The sequence below is a fragment of the Nonomuraea sp. NPDC049141 genome (assembly GCF_040648415.1).
Taxonomy (GTDB): domain Bacteria; phylum Actinomycetota; class Actinomycetes; order Streptosporangiales; family Streptosporangiaceae; genus Nonomuraea.
In genome coordinates this window covers 95246-109256 of record NZ_JBEZDR010000021.1, presented here as the reverse complement: position 1 = coordinate 109256, position 14011 = coordinate 95246, and the positions used below count along the sequence as shown (strand labels likewise).

Below are 14011 nucleotides of genomic sequence, written 5' to 3'. Positions count from 1 at the left end.
CTTCAGGTTGGCTTTAGGTGATGTGCGGCACTCTGACCGGTGTGCGAGTGCTACTGGTGGAGGACGAACATCGGCTGGCCGATCTGGTCAAGGGCGGCCTGGCCGGCGAGGGGTTCGCCGTCGACGTGGCCTACGACGGGCGCGACGGGCTCTGGATGGCCTCGGAGAACGCGTACGACGTGATCGTGCTCGACGTGATGCTGCCCAGGCTGAACGGCTACACGGTGTGCTCCCGATTACGCGAGGCCGGCAACTGGACACCGATCATGATGCTCACCGCCAAGGACGGCATCTACGACGAGGCCGAGGCGCTCGACACGGGCGCGGACGACTACCTGGCCAAGCCGTTCTCGTACGTGGTGCTGCTGGCCAGGCTGCGCGCGCTGGTACGGAGGGGCGGGCACGAGCGGCCGGTGACGATCACGGTCGGCGACCTGGTCGTCGATCCGGCCGGGTTGCGCTGCCGCCGGGGGGAGGTGCAGATCGCGCTGACCCCGAAGGAGTTCGCGGTGCTCCATGGGCTGGCGCGGCGGGCCGGCGAGGTGGTGTCCAAGAGCGAGTTGCTGGCGCAGGCGTGGGACTTCGCCTATGACGGCGATCCGAACATCGTTGAGGTGTATATCAGCGCGCTGCGCCGGAAGATCGACCAACCGTTCGGCAGGACGACCTTGGTGACGGTGCGTGGCGCCGGGTACCGGTTGGAGGCGACATGACCTCGCGGCGCGCTCATCTGGCCTCAGCGCGGGCCCGGCTTCTAGGGCGGGCTCGGCGAACCTCGGGGCGGGATCGCGTGGCTTCGCGATGGAGGCGTCTGACGGGATCGGTCTCTGAGCGGCTCGCGGGGCGGCTGCCGATGGGGCTGGCGTCCGTGCGGCTGCGCGCGACCGCGGCGGCGACGCTGGTGGTGGCCGTGGCGCTGGGACTGGCGGCCCTCGTGCTGGTGATGGCGTTGCGGGGCAGTCTGCTGAGCAGCGCGGACGAGGAGGCGGCCAGGAAGGCCGTGGCCGCGGCGCCGTACGCGGAGACCATCGCGCTGAGCGTCGAACCCGGCCAGACCACGACCGGCCTGGTGCGCACATTCAGTGAACCTGCCACGACCAGCCCAGCCCACACCTGCGGCGGACCCACCACCAGCAAGGTCCATGCGTCCAGCGAACCCACCGCGGCCGATCCGGTCCGCACGCCCGACGAACCCACCGCGACCAGCAAGGTCCGTACGTCCAGCGAACCCACCGCGACAGGCCCAGCCCGCACCTGCGGCGAACCCGCCACGGCCGGCAAGGTCCGTACCTACGGCGACATGTTGACCGGGCGGACGGCCGACTCGGATGGTGTGGTGCGGATGGCCGATATGGATGTCGTGGTCACGGCCGCGCGGGCGATGCCGGTGGGGAGCTGGGCGGAGGATGACGCGTTCGCCGTCGCGGGCATGCCCGTGTCGACGTCCAGCGGATCGGGGATGCTCTGGGCCAGGGCCTCGCTCGCCGGTGCCGACCAGGCGCTGGCGACGCTCAACGGCGCCCTCCTGCCCGGCGTGCCCGCGCTGCTGCTCGTGGTGGCGGGCATGACCTGGTTCTCGGTCGGCCGCACGCTCGCCCCGGTCGCGGCCATCAGGGCCAAGGTGGCCGACATCACGGCCCGCGACCTGCACCAGCGGGTGCCCGTACCCCGGTCGGGCGACGAGATCGCCGCCCTGGCGACCACCGTGAACGGCACGCTCGACCGGCTGGAGACGGCCGTCGAGACGCACAAGCGGTTCGTCGCCGACGCGGCGCACGAGCTGCGCAGCCCGATCGCCACGCTGCGGGCCCGGCTGGAGCTGGCCGAACCGAGCGATCTGACTGCCGAGGCGCTCGCCGACGTGGACCGTCTCCAGTCGCTGGCGGCCGACCTGCTCCTGCTGGCCAAGCTCGACGCGGGTGAGCCGCTGCGTACGGGCGACCTCGATCTCGGCCAGGTCGCGGCGGAGGAGTCGGTGCGCATCAAGCGGCGACCGGAGCTGCGGATGGAGCTGGACGTCGAGCCCGACGTGGTCTTCCAGGGGTCGCGCGCGCACCTGGCCCGCCTGGTGACCAACTTGGTCGACAACGCGGTACGGCACGCCGCGACGGTCGTACAGGTGCGGGTGCACGGGGAGGACGGCCAGGCCGTGCTCCGCGTGCTCGACGACGGGCCAGGGATCCCGGAGGGGCAGCGGGAGGCGGTGTTCGACCGTTTCACCAGGCTGGACGAGGCGCGGGCCAGGGATGTCGGCGGCGCCGGGCTCGGGTTGCCGATCGCGCGGGACATCGCATCGCTGCATGGCGGCACGCTCATCGCCGAAGAGGGCGGATTTATCGCAAGATTTCCCCTGAACCACTAGCCACTTCTCAGCGTGTGGATAGTTGAAGGAGGCAATCATGCTCACACGTCGTGCACTGATCACCCGAGGTGGCGCCGCGGGCGCAGCAGGAGTCGTTTTCCTGTGGGCACAACCCGCCGAGGCGGAAGAGGAGGCCGCCGGTCCGGTTCTGGCCAGCGCCAAGAGCATCCCGGTCGGCAAGGGAAAGATCGTTAAGGGCAAGTACGTGATCACCCAACCGAAGAAGGGCGTCTTCAAGTGCTTCAGCGCCGTATGCACCCACCAGGGCTGCACGGTGGCCAGCGTCAGCGGCGGCAAGATCCATTGCCCGTGTCACGGCAGCCAGTTCAGCGCCACCACGGGCAAGGTGGTCCGCGGCCCGGCCAAGCGTGCGCTCGCCTCTAAGAAGATCAAGCTGGTGAAGGGCAAGATCACGCTGGCATGATCGTCAGTGAGTACGCCGTAGCGCGCTGGTAGACCTCGAACCCGGCGCGGGTGTAGACGCCGACAGCTCCCGTGGGGTTGTCGGCGTCTACGCTCAGGCCCGCCCGGTCGTACCCCTGCTCCTTGAACGTGGCGAGCGCGTGCGCGATCAGGCCGGCCGCCACTCCCTTACCGCGCCACTCCCGCAGCGTGCCGATGATGTCGATCCAGGCCGTACGCACACCGGTCGCGGCCGTGGCCGCCTCGTGGTGACGGGTCATCACGATGGCGACCGCCTCGTCCCCCGCGCGGGCCACGAAGGACGATTCGGGCTGGAAGCCGTGGCTGCCGGTGATGTTGTGCCGCCAGCTCTCCGCGGTGTGCAACCCGCTGCCCCAGTGGTCGCGGAACGACTCGTTGCGCACCCGCCGGGCGGCCTCCTCGAATTCCGGCGTGTACGTGACGAAGTCGATCCCATCGGGCACCCGCACCTGGGGCGGCTCCCCCAACAGGTCGCGGTGCATCTGGGAGAACCAGCGCGTGGCGGCGAAGCCCTTGCGTTCGAGCAGCTCCGCCGCCGCGGTGTTCTCCTGGAGGACTCCGGTCTGCAGTTCCAGCCCTTTGCCGGGGTAGGCCCGCTCATGCAGCTTCGGCGCCACCTCGATCGCCCAGTCGAGAACCCGCCCGCCATGTCCCCGCCCACGGAAGGCGGGGTGGACTCCGGCGCGGAGGAACATCGCGTGCACGCCGTCACGCACCTGCTTGACCGGCAGGTAGCCGTACGCGATCAGCCGCTGCCCGTCCCTGGCCGCGAGCGTGCCCTCGGCCAGGTCGAGCATCGGGTTCGCCAGGTGTCCTATGACGTCTTCGAGGCTGAAGTGCTCGCCGGTCCGGTCCTCGGCCTCGATCGCGGCGGCCAGCTCGGCGAGTCGGCCGGCGTCGTCCTCGTCCAGGGGTGCCCATTCCAGACTCATGGCCTGGAGCCTAGGCGAGGCGCACGGAGCACCCCAAGTCCTCTCCTATCTGGGCAAGCCCCTTGGCGAACCCCTCGCGAGTGGCGTCGTCGAAGCCGATGAAGAGCCGGTTCGCCAGCGGTACGGCCCAGCGCAGCCGCTCGGCGACGTTGTAGACCTGGTGGACGACGAGGGTGCCCTGCGGGTGCCTGGAATACGACCATTCGCCCCGATACCACCAGCCGCCCTGGTAGGCGATCGAGCGGTCGGTGACCTCGACGGTCAAGGTGTGGCCCGGCAGGTCCTCGACGGTGAACCGGCCCTCGCCCGGCACGCCGTCGGGCAGCAGGCTCTTGACCAGTGCCTCGCGCACGCGTTCGGGCGGCGCCTCGACCACCCCGGACGCCTCGGCCAGCAGTGTTCGCTTCATGGCCGGCTCACCCGGGTGTTCTGGAACGAGGCGAAGCGCCAGCCGCCGGGCGTGCTGACGGCGGTGAAGGTGACGATCGAATCGCGGCTCGGGTCGGGCCGCCCTTCGACGGTGGAGCCGCCACCGGAGATCACCAGTGCGACGCCGTCTCCCAGCGGCTTGATGAACGGCTCGCCGCCGCCTCCGGTCAGCTTGATGGGACTCTGGAAGAGCTGCCGATGGGTGACCTCGATGGCCTCCCGGCCCTGGAGGTGCAGGCCGAAGAAGGTGATGTAGTCGGCGTCCTCGGTGAACAGCTCGGCGTAGGCCGTGGCGTCGCCGGCGTTCCAGGTTTCGGTGAGCCTGGTGAGAAGGTTCTTGATCTCAGTGGACATGGCACAGCTCCTGTCGTCGCGGCGCCTATCCTGAGACTGCGAGTCCTGGACAGGGCAGGCGCCTTGTTCGGATTTCCGGCCGCTGGGGTGTTGGCGCACCCTGGCGGCCACTCAACTTTCCAGCGCTTGCTCCATCAGCGACTGCCTGACCGTGCCCGTCCAGTCGAGCTCGCCCTTGTCCAGCCGGTCGAGCACGTCGCGCAACCAGGCCAGCTCGGCCGTGTAGAGAGCCTGCTCGCATTCGAGTTCGAGCATGAGGATCTCCGGCAGGCCGCTGTCGGCCATCGCCCGCCGGTGCGCGTCGATCCCGCTGATCGTCCCCTCGACGGAGGCCGTACGCGTGCGTAGTGCCCGCTTGGCGTCGGGCACCTCCAGCGCGCCGAGCAGGGATACGGCGGCCACCAGCGTGCGCCGGTCGGGGTCCGGCTGCTCCACCAGCCTGCGCAGCCTTGTCGCCAGCTCCTGGCGGCCGTCGTCGGTGATCTCGTAGACCGTCCGCTCGGGTCGGCGGCCTTCGCGGTCGGTCTTCGCGGGCACGATCAGCTCGTCCTTGGCCAGCCGTTCGACCGCGTGGTAGAGGCTGCGCGGCAGCCCGGTCACGTAGTCCTTGTGCGTGTCGATGATGAAGCGGTGCAGCTCGTAGGGATGGCTGGCACGTACCGAGAGCATGGCGAGCACTGTCAGCCCCACCAGGTCATGGCGTCGTGCCATGATGCCTCCTTCTATAGTGCAATATGCAATATAGAAGAAGGCAACACGGCTGTCCAGGCCTCGTCTACGCCAGCCGGCTGTCCCGGCTTTGGCTACGCCAGTTGGCTGTCGAGCTGCAGGAAGGCCCGCTCGATGGCCTGCCTGGCGACGTCCTCCGGGTACGGGAAGCGGGTGATGAGGTCGCGCAGGCCCTCCACGTGCGCCCGCGTGGCGAGCTCGGCCACGGCGACCAGCTCGGCCTGCTGGGCGAGGGCGAACGCACGATCGACCACCGCGCCGTGCCCCGGCACGATCACCTGCTCGGGCAGCTCGGCCAGCATCGCGGCGACCGTGACGGGCCAGTCGAGCGGGTAGGAGTCGCCGAAGGCCGGTGGCGCGCCCTCTTCGATCAGGTCACCGGCGAACACCACCCCGGCGTCGGGTACGTGCGCGACGATGTCGTTGCTGCTGTGGCCGAGCCCGAAGTGGCGCAGATGCACGGCCCGGCCGCCGATGTCGAGCGTGGCCGTGGAGGTGAACGTGTGGTCAGGTGGGACGATCTCCACCTCTTCCAGCTCCGCCCGCCGGTCTCCGGGCAGGAGCTCGATCCAGGTCGCCCGCTGCTGCTCGCCGTGCAGCTCGATCTCCTCGGCGCACCTGGAGTGACCCCAGATCTCGCCCGGCAGGAACATCGCGTTGCCGAAGTAGTGGTCGAAGTGGGAGTGGGTGTTGACGACCGTCCACGGGCTGGCGGTGATCCGCCTGATCGCCTCGATCAGGTCGGTGGCCTCGCGGTGGGAGACGCGCGTGTCGAGCACTAAACAGTGGCCGTCTCCGACGATCAGGCCGACGTTCATGTCGAATGACTTGTGACGCCGGACGTAGACCCGGTCGCCGATTTCCCGCCACTGCTCGTTCATCGCTCGATCCTGAATCTCATGTCGGGACGCTGCTAGAACTCTACTTAGGAACGCGACCTGGCATAGGACTTTCCGGCCATGATCGACACCGAAGTCCAGCACGCGCTCGCGGCGGACTGGTGAGCCGGCGGGCGGTGGGCCGGGGCGCTCGGCCGGGAGGTGGAAGGTCGCGGCCTGATCAGCCCCGCAGATACGCCAGTACGGCCAGTACCCGGCGGTGGTTGTCGGGCGCTGGTGGCAGGTCCAGCTTGGTGAAGATGCCTGCGATGTGTTTGGCCACGGCGGCCTCCGTGACGAACAGTTCCCGCGCGACCGAGGCGTTCGAGCGGCCCTCGGCGATCAGCGCTAGCACCTCCTGTTCCCTTGGGGTTAGCCGCTGGAGGGGATCGCGGCGGCGTCTCAGCAGTTGGCGCACCACCTCGGGATCGACGACCGTGCCACCCGCCGCCACCCGATCCAGCGCGTCGACGAACTCGCGCACGTCACCGATGCGATCCTTGAGCAGGTAGCCGATGCCGGCCCCGCCTTCCGAGTCGAGCAACTCGGCCGCGTACGTCTGCTCGACGTACTGGCTGAGCACCAGCACGGCCAGCCCCGGGTCCTTCCCGCGCAGCTCCAGCGCGGCCCGCAGGCCCTCGTCCGCGAACCCGGGCGGCATCCGCACATCGGTCACCACCGCGTCGGGCCGGTGCTCCGTCACGGCCTCGACCAGCGCGGACGCGTCGCCTACCGCGGCGGCGACGGTGTGGCCGAAGCGTTCGAGCAGCCCGGCCAGGCCCTCGCGCAGGAGGACGGCGTCCTCGGCGATCACTACGCGCACGGGATCTCCACTCGCATCAGGGTCGGGCCGCCCACCGGGCTGGACAGAGACAGTCTCCCGCCGACCACGGCGAGCCTGTCGGCCAGGCCGGTGAGCCCGGTCCCCCTGGCCGGGTCGGCGCCGCCGCATCCGTCGTCGTGGATCTCGACGACCAGCCTGTCTTTCTCCAGGTGACCGTTGATCGTGACCTTCGTGGCCCGGGCGTGCTTGGCGACGTTCGCGAGGGCCTCGGCGACCACGTAGTAGGCGGTGGCCTCGACGGCCACAGGCAGCCTGACCGGTTTCTCAAGTGACGGCTCCCCGAACGCCGATCCGTCGGACGCCGACTCCCCAGACGTCGGTCCCCCAGACGGCCGTCCCTCAGACCTCGGTCCCCCGGACGCTGATCTCCCAGGTGCCGGTCTCTCACGTTCACGTGCGTAGGGGGTCAGGTCGATGTGCACGTTGACGGGGAGGGGTGAGCGGCCGGCCAGGTCGCGTACGGCCGCGGGCAGGCCGCGGTCCGTCAGCACCTGCGGGTGTACGCCCCTGATCAGCTCGCGCAGCTCGGCCAGCGCCTGCTTGGCCTGGTCGTGCGCACGTTCGACCAGTTTGGCGGCCGGGTCGTCGTCGGCGAGGTCCAGCCGGGCCAGGCCGAGGGTCATCGACAGGGCGACGAGCCGCTGCTGGGCGCCGTCGTGCAGGTCGCGCTCGATCCTGCGGCGCTCGGCCTCGAACGCGTCGACCAGCCGGGCGCGCGACCTGACCACCTCGTTCAGCTCGGGCGGGGCCAGCATCGCCCGGACCATGGCACCTCGGGCGCCGGCCCAGGCGGTGATCGTGTACGCGGCCACCGGCAGCAGCAGCACCCCCGCCAGCGCGGCCACCCCGGCGACGAGCCCGGTCGGATCGGGCTGGACGACAGGAGACAGGATCAGGACGACCGGCCCGCCGGTGGTGAACCCGACCACCACCAGGTCGATCCACCACAGCCCGAACACCGTGACGAGGGTCAGCACCATCTCCCGCCTAACCCGGTCAGTCGTCTCCGGAAGCGGGGCACTGTCCACCAGTCTCAGCCGCAGCCGCTCGAAGCGGGCCACCAGGGGCCTGCCCAGCACCACCACGGCCAGCACGACAGCGATCACCACCAGAGGCAGACGGAAGAGCAGCCCGTTCGCCACGACGGCGAAGACCACGAGACCCGGCACCGCACCGGCGAGCAGGTACGCCAATGAGCGCCACGGCCAGGCGGACCGCAGGAAGGCCGGCGGCCGCTGAGTCAGCGCTTCCAGCGCGGTCCTCGTCAACACGCGATCGACGGTATCCGCTGGTGGGCGGGCAGGCAGTAGTGCTGGGTCTACCTCGCATCACCACCTCCAGCGCGGGCGGGACAACGCCGACCAGCCCGCACACAGGGGATCGCCAAAGTGGGGCGGCAGGCGTGGCGGACCGCCGAGCCGGGAAAGCTTCCGTTACGACAGGTACTTGTCCGCTCACGGAGGGCAACCATGGTCGAGATCCAGTACAGGCCCGCGAGGCGCCGGATGCTGGAGGCCACATACCCATCGATCGCGGTCCTGCCGGGATCGGGACTCCATGTGGCCATCGACGAGACGTCGCCCTCCCCGATCTCATCCACGTGTGGCGGTCAGCGCGCAGCATCCCGTACAGGCCGCGTCGTCGACCCGGCCGATGCCGCTCCGGAACGGCTGCCCGAAGCCGTGCTGGAGCCTCAGGAGCACGTCGTGGGCGGGGGACGCCTGACGAGATAGCCCGGTGTCCCAATGCTCATCCTCCCGGCATCAGCGAGTTGCCCTTCCCTCAACTTCGCGTCACACGTGGTTGTCAAGTTTGGATTGCCGGCTGCTTCCCCAAGCCCGAGGAGCCCCATGTTCCGCCCACTCGGAGCAATCGTCGTCATCTCCTTCGCCGCCCTCGCCGCCGTAACCCCGACAGCCTCCGCCGTATCGCCGTCGACGACCACTCCCCATCGCGAAGCCTCCGACGTCACCGCCGTCGCGCATCGCGGAGCCTCCGCGTACGCGCCCGAGAACACCATCACCGCCTTCCAACTGGCCGGAAAGCTGGGAGCCGACTCGTTCGAACTCGACGTGCAGGAGACCAAGGACCACCAGCTGGTCCTGATGCACGACACGACGCTGTCCCGCACCACGGACGCCGAGCGGATCTTCCCCGACCGGGCGCCCTGGCGGGTCGGGGACTTCACGCTCGCGGAGATCCGCAGGCTGGACGCGGGGTCGTGGTTCGCCGACAAGTACGACGGCGAGCCCGTTCCGACGCTCGAAGAGACGCTGCACGAGATGAACGGCAGCGGACTCAGCCTGCTCCTGGAGATCAAGGAACCCGCGCTCTACCCGGGCATCGAAGGCCGCATCGCCGACGAGCTGCGGCGCAACACCTCGTGGCTGAGCCCCGGCCGGCTGGTCGTGCAATCGTTCAGCTGGGCATCGATGCGGACATTCCACCGCGACCTGCCCGAGGTGCCCATCGGCCTGCTCGGCACACCATCCGTCGCGGACCTACCGAAGCTGGCGGCCTATGCCAGCCATATCAACACACCGTATGGCAACCTCTCGGCGCAGTACGTCCGGCGCGTCCACAGCCTGGGGATGGCGGTCTTCGCCTGGACGGTGGACGATCCCGACATCATGCGCCGCCTCATCGCCTATGGGGTGGACGGCATCATCACCAACAAGCCCGACACTCTTACGTCCTTGGCTCGATAGAGCGGCCCCGGGTTGCCCGTGGTCTGCTGACGACGGGCAACCAGGGGGTGGCCGGGGTCAAGGATGCGCACGTCACGGCGCCCAGCCCCGTGAACCGGAGGAGCGTTTCCCTGGAGGGGGCCGGGCCAGGTGCGGCGGGTGGGGCCGGCCCATGCTGGCCGTACGATATGTGGCGTTTTATCGGGCTGGAACGCGTCGGTGAGCTGCAGGCGGGCGGCGCGGAGAGGCCTCGACGGCACCGCTACGTACGTGCGCCTCGGCGATTCTGGCCAGCGTGGCGCGGGCCTCATGTCGCCTTCCGGTGGGCGTGAGTCGTACGGGAGCGAACAGGGTCACCTCGACGACCAGGCCCCGGGTCGCGGTCACCCGCAGGAGGGAGGCGAGCAGCGAGTCGTCTCCGACATAACAGCCGCGGGTCGACGTCGACTCTCCCTCGCGGTAGCGCAGCACCGCCGGGCGCACCTCGGCGCCCGCGTCGATCGCCGCCTGGAAGACGGCCGGGCGGAACTCCCCCATTCCGCGCCCGCACCACGTCGTGCCCTCGGGGAACGCGACCACCGTGTCGCCCGCTCTGAGGGCGTTCGCGACCGTCGCGACGGCCGACGGGAGGGCGGAGAGTCGTTCCCTGTCGATGAACAGCGCGCCGGAGCCCGCCGCCAGCGTACGGACGAGCGGCCATTCGCCGATCTCCCGCTTGGCCAGCGGGCGCGACGGCACCGTGGCCGCCATGACCAGCGGGTCGAGCCAGGAGACGTGGTTGGCCACGAGCAGCGCTCCCGGGGCGGCTGGGGACACCGGCGATTGCGCGAAGTACGCGTCGCCGGCCGTGGTCTTGACCCTGATGCCGAGCGCGCGCAGCAGCAATCTCGCCCACGTCTTCGTGATCTCCGCCCGCCACGCCGTACGGGCCCGACAGGCCGCGAGGGAGATCGAGAGGCCCGCGAGCAGGACGAGGAGCGTGGCGAGGAGCCGCGCCACCCGGTGAACGGGGCTGACGGCGACGGCCGGGGCGTCCACGCAGGCAGCGGGGGAGCACGGGCCCATCCGGAGCCATGGGTTGATCTCCAAAGGAGTGCCGCTCACAACGGCTCTCCGAGGAAGTACCGCAGGTAGCGGGCGTTCACGTTGTCCATCGAGAGCAGGACGAAGAAGTCGGCGGTGCCGAAGTCACGGTCATGCGCGGGCGCCCCGCACACCCAGGAGCCCAGCCGCAGGTAGCCGCGGAGCAGAGCAGGCGGGACGAACCTGTCCGAACTGACCACGCCCCGGCCCCGTCGCCACGGGTCGCGCGGCGTTACGCGGTACTCCACCGGACCCAGCGGCACCCGTTCGACGACACCGGCCGCGAGCACGCCCCGGTCATCGAGGGGTACCGAGCAGCAACCGGCCAGCCACTTGTGACCGCCGTTCACCATGTAGCGGGCGATGCCCGCCCACATCAGGCCGACCACCGCGCCACCTCGGTGATCGGGATGCACGCAGGTGCGACCCGCCTCGACCAGGTTCTTCCTGATGGGCGCGAGGTTGGCCAGGTCGAACTCGGCGTCGGCGTACAGCCGGTCCATCCGCCCTGGGGGGAGCAGCCGGTACGTACCGACCACTTCGTCGTCGTAGCGGACCAGGAGGTGGTCGCAGTACGCGTCGAACCTGTCCACGTCGAGGCCGGAGACCGGGCTGTCGAGCCGCGCCCCCATCTCCTCGCCGAAGACCTGGTGCCGGAGCCGTTGCGCGGCCTGTACGTCGGCAGCGCTCGTGGCCATGCCAACGGTGTAGCGGCCGGTGTCAAGAGCGATCGTCATGGGCGCGGGTCCTTCCCTGAAAGCGTCTCGCGACCATGTCGACATGCCGAAATGACGGTGGAGTCTCCCATCGGGGGCAGCCAGGCGTCCGCACGGTGAACCTCGGGCGGTCACCCCGGACCCCATCAAAAGCAAAGCTTCGGTGTGAGCTGGGCGAATGCCCGCGCCGAAACTCCTGGGAGCCGACGGCCCATCTTATGATCACACCGTGCTGGATACGGCGATCCATCTCATCTTCGGCGGACTCTTTATCGGCTTCATCATTGTTTGGGTGGTGCAGCTGGTCAGGGTCCTGCGGCAACGACGCATACACAAGTACACGGATCCGATGCGTGCCATGGACATCACCGGTCGCGTTCGCCAGCTCAAGGTGCGCGGCGACGAAGACGAAGCCGTACGCCTGGTGCAGGACGAGCTCGCCATGCCCATCAACAAGGCTCGTTCGTGGGTGAAATCCATATAGCGCAGGGGAAAGCGGCGTTACCGCAGGCGGTTGACTAGTCGCAGAGCGCGATTATTGACGGCTCTTGTGAAGGTTGATAACGTCCCGGTCACGCGTGGCCACTCCTGAGCCGCACGAGAGTCTTGACCACATCGGAGCACGACATCAAGACATCATCTCGCGGAGCCTTATCCAAACTCCGCCGTTCTCCTCTCATCCGCGCGACCGTCGCCGTCACGGCCGCTTTCGCGCTGATGGCATCCGCCTCCACCGCCGGCGCCGAATCTCGCGTATCCGTACCGGCCAAGAGCGTCGCGGCCGTCGACGCACGGCCCAACGACGGTTCCGGGTATTGGCCGGACTTCTCGAACACCGGCTATGCCAACACTCCGGCCAACGCCGGTGGACTGGGCCTGGGCGCGTACCCGGGCAAGCTCACCGACTATGCCGCGAACATGAGTGCCAGTAAGCCGTTGACGCTGCGCTATCCCGACAACAGCGTCATCTCCTTCACGCGTTTCCTGGCGCTGAAGGTGATTATCTACGGCGATAATCTTACGTTCGTCGGCTGCTTGTTCGAGGGCACCGATCCGAATGACAATCTCATTCAGATCTACTCGGACACCAACGTCAAGTTCCTGTATTCGACGCTCAAGCCCAGCTCCTATTCGATGCCTCCTGGCAACGACGGCACCGTCTCGTCATCCCATACCACGCCGGGCACGCCTTTCGACAAATCGTGGCAGTTGGCCACGACGATGAAGGAAGCCGTCGCGGTCATGGACCACAACGACATCTGGGGAAATGCGGGCCTGGAGATGGTGACGGGTTTCCCGGGACGCCCGTCGACCTGGACGAACAATTACATTCATGACATGGCTGATACGTCACATGACGTCTATCACCATGACGGCATCGGCCCGCAGAGTGAAGGCAATGGCGGTCCCATGATCGTCGACCACAACACCCTGGCCTCCTTGGGCAATACCAATGCTCTGGCCATGCAGGGCAGCGGCGTCTACGACAAAATCTCGGTCACGAACAACTATGTGTCCGGCTGGGGTTATGCCTTGCACATCGGCGACGTGAACAACGCGACCAACATCACCGTCACCGGCAACGTCTTCTCGGCCGAACTCGATCAGTTGTACGGCTTTCTGTACGGCAACATCTGGGGCGGATCGGCTCGCGGCTCCACCTGGCGCAACAATCTCATCCAGGCACGTACAGGCGACGGCAACACCGCCTTTTCGACCGCCGACAACGGCAAGTACTTGTGGCCGACCGGCGACACCCATACCACCGACTACACAGGCTGAGCCATATCGCCGCGGTCCGCTTGCCGGACCGCGGCGATGCCCGCCCGCTCAACTCAGAGCTTGGATACGTAGTACATGTTGCCGCCCGGCTGGATAACCTTGGCCAGGGCCGAGGCGCTGAGGGTGTGGGAGCCACCCGTCGGCTTCCACGGGTCGTACACGGTGATCGTGCCCTTGGTCCTGTCGTAGCCGTAGGCGATGATCGCATGGCCGATCTTGGTGCCCTTGACCTTGCCCTTGTTCCAGGGCAGTTGCTCCATCCACACGGCGATCACCGGCGCTCGGTGCAGGTCGCCGATGTTCCCCGACACCCGGCTCATGAGCACTCCGGGGTTCCCGTCCGCGTCGGTGGGGATCGTGTACTTGTAGCCGCGCGACTTGACGTAGGCATTGATGACCGGCACGGCGTTCGCGCCCTTGGTACCCGACATCGTGGTCTTCATCTTCTTGGCCAGGGTGGCCTGGCTGACGCTGACGCCGAAGCTCGACAGGCTCATCGACGACGAGGCGGGCACGCAGTAATAGTTCGTCTGCTGCCGCTGCCCCTTGAGCGAGAGCTGGTAGCGCGGGGGCGTGAAGAGCCCCTTGGCAGTCGGGGACGGTGTGGGGGACGCGGTCGCGCTCGGAGAGGGGGTGGGGGACGCGTAGGCCGGTGTCAGAGCGGTGAACTGCAGGGCGCCCACGGTCGCTGCCATGGTGAGGGCGATGCTGGTTCCCGTCTTACACTTCTTCACTTGATCACTCCGCACATGAATGCTGACAGTGGTCAAG

16 protein-coding genes are annotated in these 14011 nt (G+C 68.4%); 6 read left to right on the top strand and 10 right to left on the bottom strand.

Going from position 1 to position 14011, the window contains the following annotated elements:
- The first annotated feature begins 41 nt into the window (after positions 1-41).
- The 3 genes from AB0B91_RS46665 to AB0B91_RS46655 all read left to right on the top strand — a co-directional run bounded on the left by AB0B91_RS46665 (position 42) and on the right by AB0B91_RS46655 (position 2786).
- Entirely contained in the window at positions 42-713 is a 672-nt protein-coding gene (locus AB0B91_RS46665) for a response regulator transcription factor (RefSeq protein ID WP_358335250.1), read from the top strand.
- 140 nt (positions 714-853) lie between these two features.
- Positions 854-2362: a HAMP domain-containing sensor histidine kinase gene (locus AB0B91_RS46660; RefSeq protein ID WP_358335247.1), complete on the top strand. Its 1509-nt coding sequence runs from the start codon at positions 854-856 to the stop codon at positions 2360-2362.
- A 37-nt stretch (positions 2363-2399) separates the two neighbouring features.
- Positions 2400-2786, top strand: a complete 387-nt coding sequence (locus AB0B91_RS46655; RefSeq protein WP_358335244.1) for a Rieske (2Fe-2S) protein — start codon at positions 2400-2402, stop codon at positions 2784-2786.
- On the opposite strand, the gene AB0B91_RS46650 is transcribed toward AB0B91_RS46655, so the two are convergent.
- From AB0B91_RS46650 to AB0B91_RS46620, 7 genes are all read right to left on the bottom strand, one after another.
- Positions 2773-3738: a GNAT family N-acetyltransferase gene (locus AB0B91_RS46650; protein ID WP_358335241.1), complete on the bottom strand. Its 966-nt coding sequence runs from the start codon at positions 3736-3738 to the stop codon at positions 2773-2775. The genes AB0B91_RS46655 and AB0B91_RS46650 overlap by 14 nt on opposite strands.
- Before the next feature lie 10 nt (positions 3739-3748).
- Positions 3749-4147, bottom strand: coding sequence for a hypothetical protein (locus tag AB0B91_RS46645; protein ID WP_358335238.1), 399 nt, complete (start codon positions 4145-4147; stop codon positions 3749-3751).
- Positions 4144-4521: an SgcJ/EcaC family oxidoreductase gene (locus AB0B91_RS46640; RefSeq protein WP_358335235.1), complete on the bottom strand. Its 378-nt coding sequence runs from the start codon at positions 4519-4521 to the stop codon at positions 4144-4146. The genes AB0B91_RS46645 and AB0B91_RS46640 overlap by 4 nt, the downstream gene beginning before the upstream one ends.
- A gap of 111 nt (positions 4522-4632) precedes the next feature.
- The gene (locus tag AB0B91_RS46635; RefSeq protein ID WP_358335232.1) at positions 4633-5232 is read right to left on the bottom strand and encodes a PadR family transcriptional regulator; all 600 of its coding nucleotides are present in this window, start codon (positions 5230-5232) and stop codon (positions 4633-4635) included.
- A gap of 92 nt (positions 5233-5324) precedes the next feature.
- The gene (locus AB0B91_RS46630) at positions 5325-6131 is read right to left on the bottom strand and encodes an MBL fold metallo-hydrolase (protein ID WP_358335229.1); all 807 of its coding nucleotides are present in this window, start codon (positions 6129-6131) and stop codon (positions 5325-5327) included.
- 178 nt (positions 6132-6309) lie between these two features.
- A complete protein-coding gene (locus tag AB0B91_RS46625) occupies positions 6310-6951 on the bottom strand; it encodes a response regulator transcription factor (protein ID WP_358335226.1) in 642 nt (213 codons plus the stop codon).
- Positions 6942-8243, bottom strand: a complete 1302-nt coding sequence (locus AB0B91_RS46620; protein ID WP_358335223.1) for a histidine kinase — start codon at positions 8241-8243, stop codon at positions 6942-6944. The genes AB0B91_RS46625 and AB0B91_RS46620 overlap by 10 nt, the downstream gene beginning before the upstream one ends.
- A gap of 579 nt (positions 8244-8822) precedes the next feature.
- On the opposite strand from AB0B91_RS46620, the gene AB0B91_RS46615 reads away from it, so the two are divergent.
- Positions 8823-9680, top strand: coding sequence for a glycerophosphodiester phosphodiesterase family protein (locus tag AB0B91_RS46615; RefSeq protein WP_358335220.1), 858 nt, complete (start codon positions 8823-8825; stop codon positions 9678-9680).
- Between the two features lie 177 nt (positions 9681-9857).
- Here the strand turns inward: AB0B91_RS46615 and AB0B91_RS46610 are convergent, their stop codons facing one another.
- The gene (locus AB0B91_RS46610; RefSeq protein WP_358335217.1) at positions 9858-10697 is read right to left on the bottom strand and encodes a lysophospholipid acyltransferase family protein; all 840 of its coding nucleotides are present in this window, start codon (positions 10695-10697) and stop codon (positions 9858-9860) included.
- 62 nt (positions 10698-10759) lie between these two features.
- Positions 10760-11479 carry a GNAT family N-acyltransferase gene (locus tag AB0B91_RS46605; protein ID WP_358335214.1) on the bottom strand — a complete coding sequence of 240 codons (720 nt, stop codon included), beginning with the start codon at positions 11477-11479 and terminating at the stop codon, positions 10760-10762.
- 208 nt (positions 11480-11687) lie between these two features.
- Between AB0B91_RS46605 and AB0B91_RS46600 the strand changes: the two genes are divergently transcribed.
- Together AB0B91_RS46600 and AB0B91_RS46595 are read left to right on the top strand one after the other, a co-directional pair.
- Positions 11688-11942: a hypothetical protein gene (locus AB0B91_RS46600; protein ID WP_219536981.1), complete on the top strand. Its 255-nt coding sequence runs from the start codon at positions 11688-11690 to the stop codon at positions 11940-11942.
- 122 nt (positions 11943-12064) lie between these two features.
- Positions 12065-13240: a hypothetical protein gene (locus AB0B91_RS46595; protein ID WP_358335211.1), complete on the top strand. Its 1176-nt coding sequence runs from the start codon at positions 12065-12067 to the stop codon at positions 13238-13240.
- 53 nt (positions 13241-13293) lie between these two features.
- Here AB0B91_RS46595 and AB0B91_RS46590 read toward each other — a convergent pair whose 3' ends face one another.
- The gene (locus AB0B91_RS46590) at positions 13294-13974 is read right to left on the bottom strand and encodes a C39 family peptidase (protein ID WP_358335208.1); all 681 of its coding nucleotides are present in this window, start codon (positions 13972-13974) and stop codon (positions 13294-13296) included.
- Positions 13975-14011 lie beyond the last annotated feature (37 nt).

Excerpts from the sequence above, each read along its gene's own strand:
- AB0B91_RS46640 (WP_358335235.1), bottom strand. The coding sequence starts at position 4,521 with ATGTCCACTGAGATCAAGAACCTTCTCACCAGGCTCACCGAAACCTGG.
- AB0B91_RS46615 (WP_358335220.1), top strand. The coding sequence starts at position 8,823 with ATGTTCCGCCCACTCGGAGCAATCGTCGTCATCTCCTTCGCCGCCCTC.
- AB0B91_RS46655 (WP_358335244.1), top strand. The coding sequence starts at position 2,400 with ATGCTCACACGTCGTGCACTGATCACCCGAGGTGGCGCCGCGGGCGCA.
- AB0B91_RS46650 (WP_358335241.1), bottom strand. The coding sequence starts at position 3,738 with ATGAGTCTGGAATGGGCACCCCTGGACGAGGACGACGCCGGCCGACTC.
- AB0B91_RS46630 (WP_358335229.1), bottom strand. The coding sequence starts at position 6,131 with ATGAACGAGCAGTGGCGGGAAATCGGCGACCGGGTCTACGTCCGGCGT.
- AB0B91_RS46605 (WP_358335214.1), bottom strand. The coding sequence starts at position 11,479 with ATGACGATCGCTCTTGACACCGGCCGCTACACCGTTGGCATGGCCACG.
- AB0B91_RS46660 (WP_358335247.1), top strand. The coding sequence starts at position 854 with ATGGGGCTGGCGTCCGTGCGGCTGCGCGCGACCGCGGCGGCGACGCTG.
- AB0B91_RS46635 (WP_358335232.1), bottom strand. The coding sequence starts at position 5,232 with ATGGCACGACGCCATGACCTGGTGGGGCTGACAGTGCTCGCCATGCTC.
- AB0B91_RS46645 (WP_358335238.1), bottom strand. The coding sequence starts at position 4,147 with ATGAAGCGAACACTGCTGGCCGAGGCGTCCGGGGTGGTCGAGGCGCCG.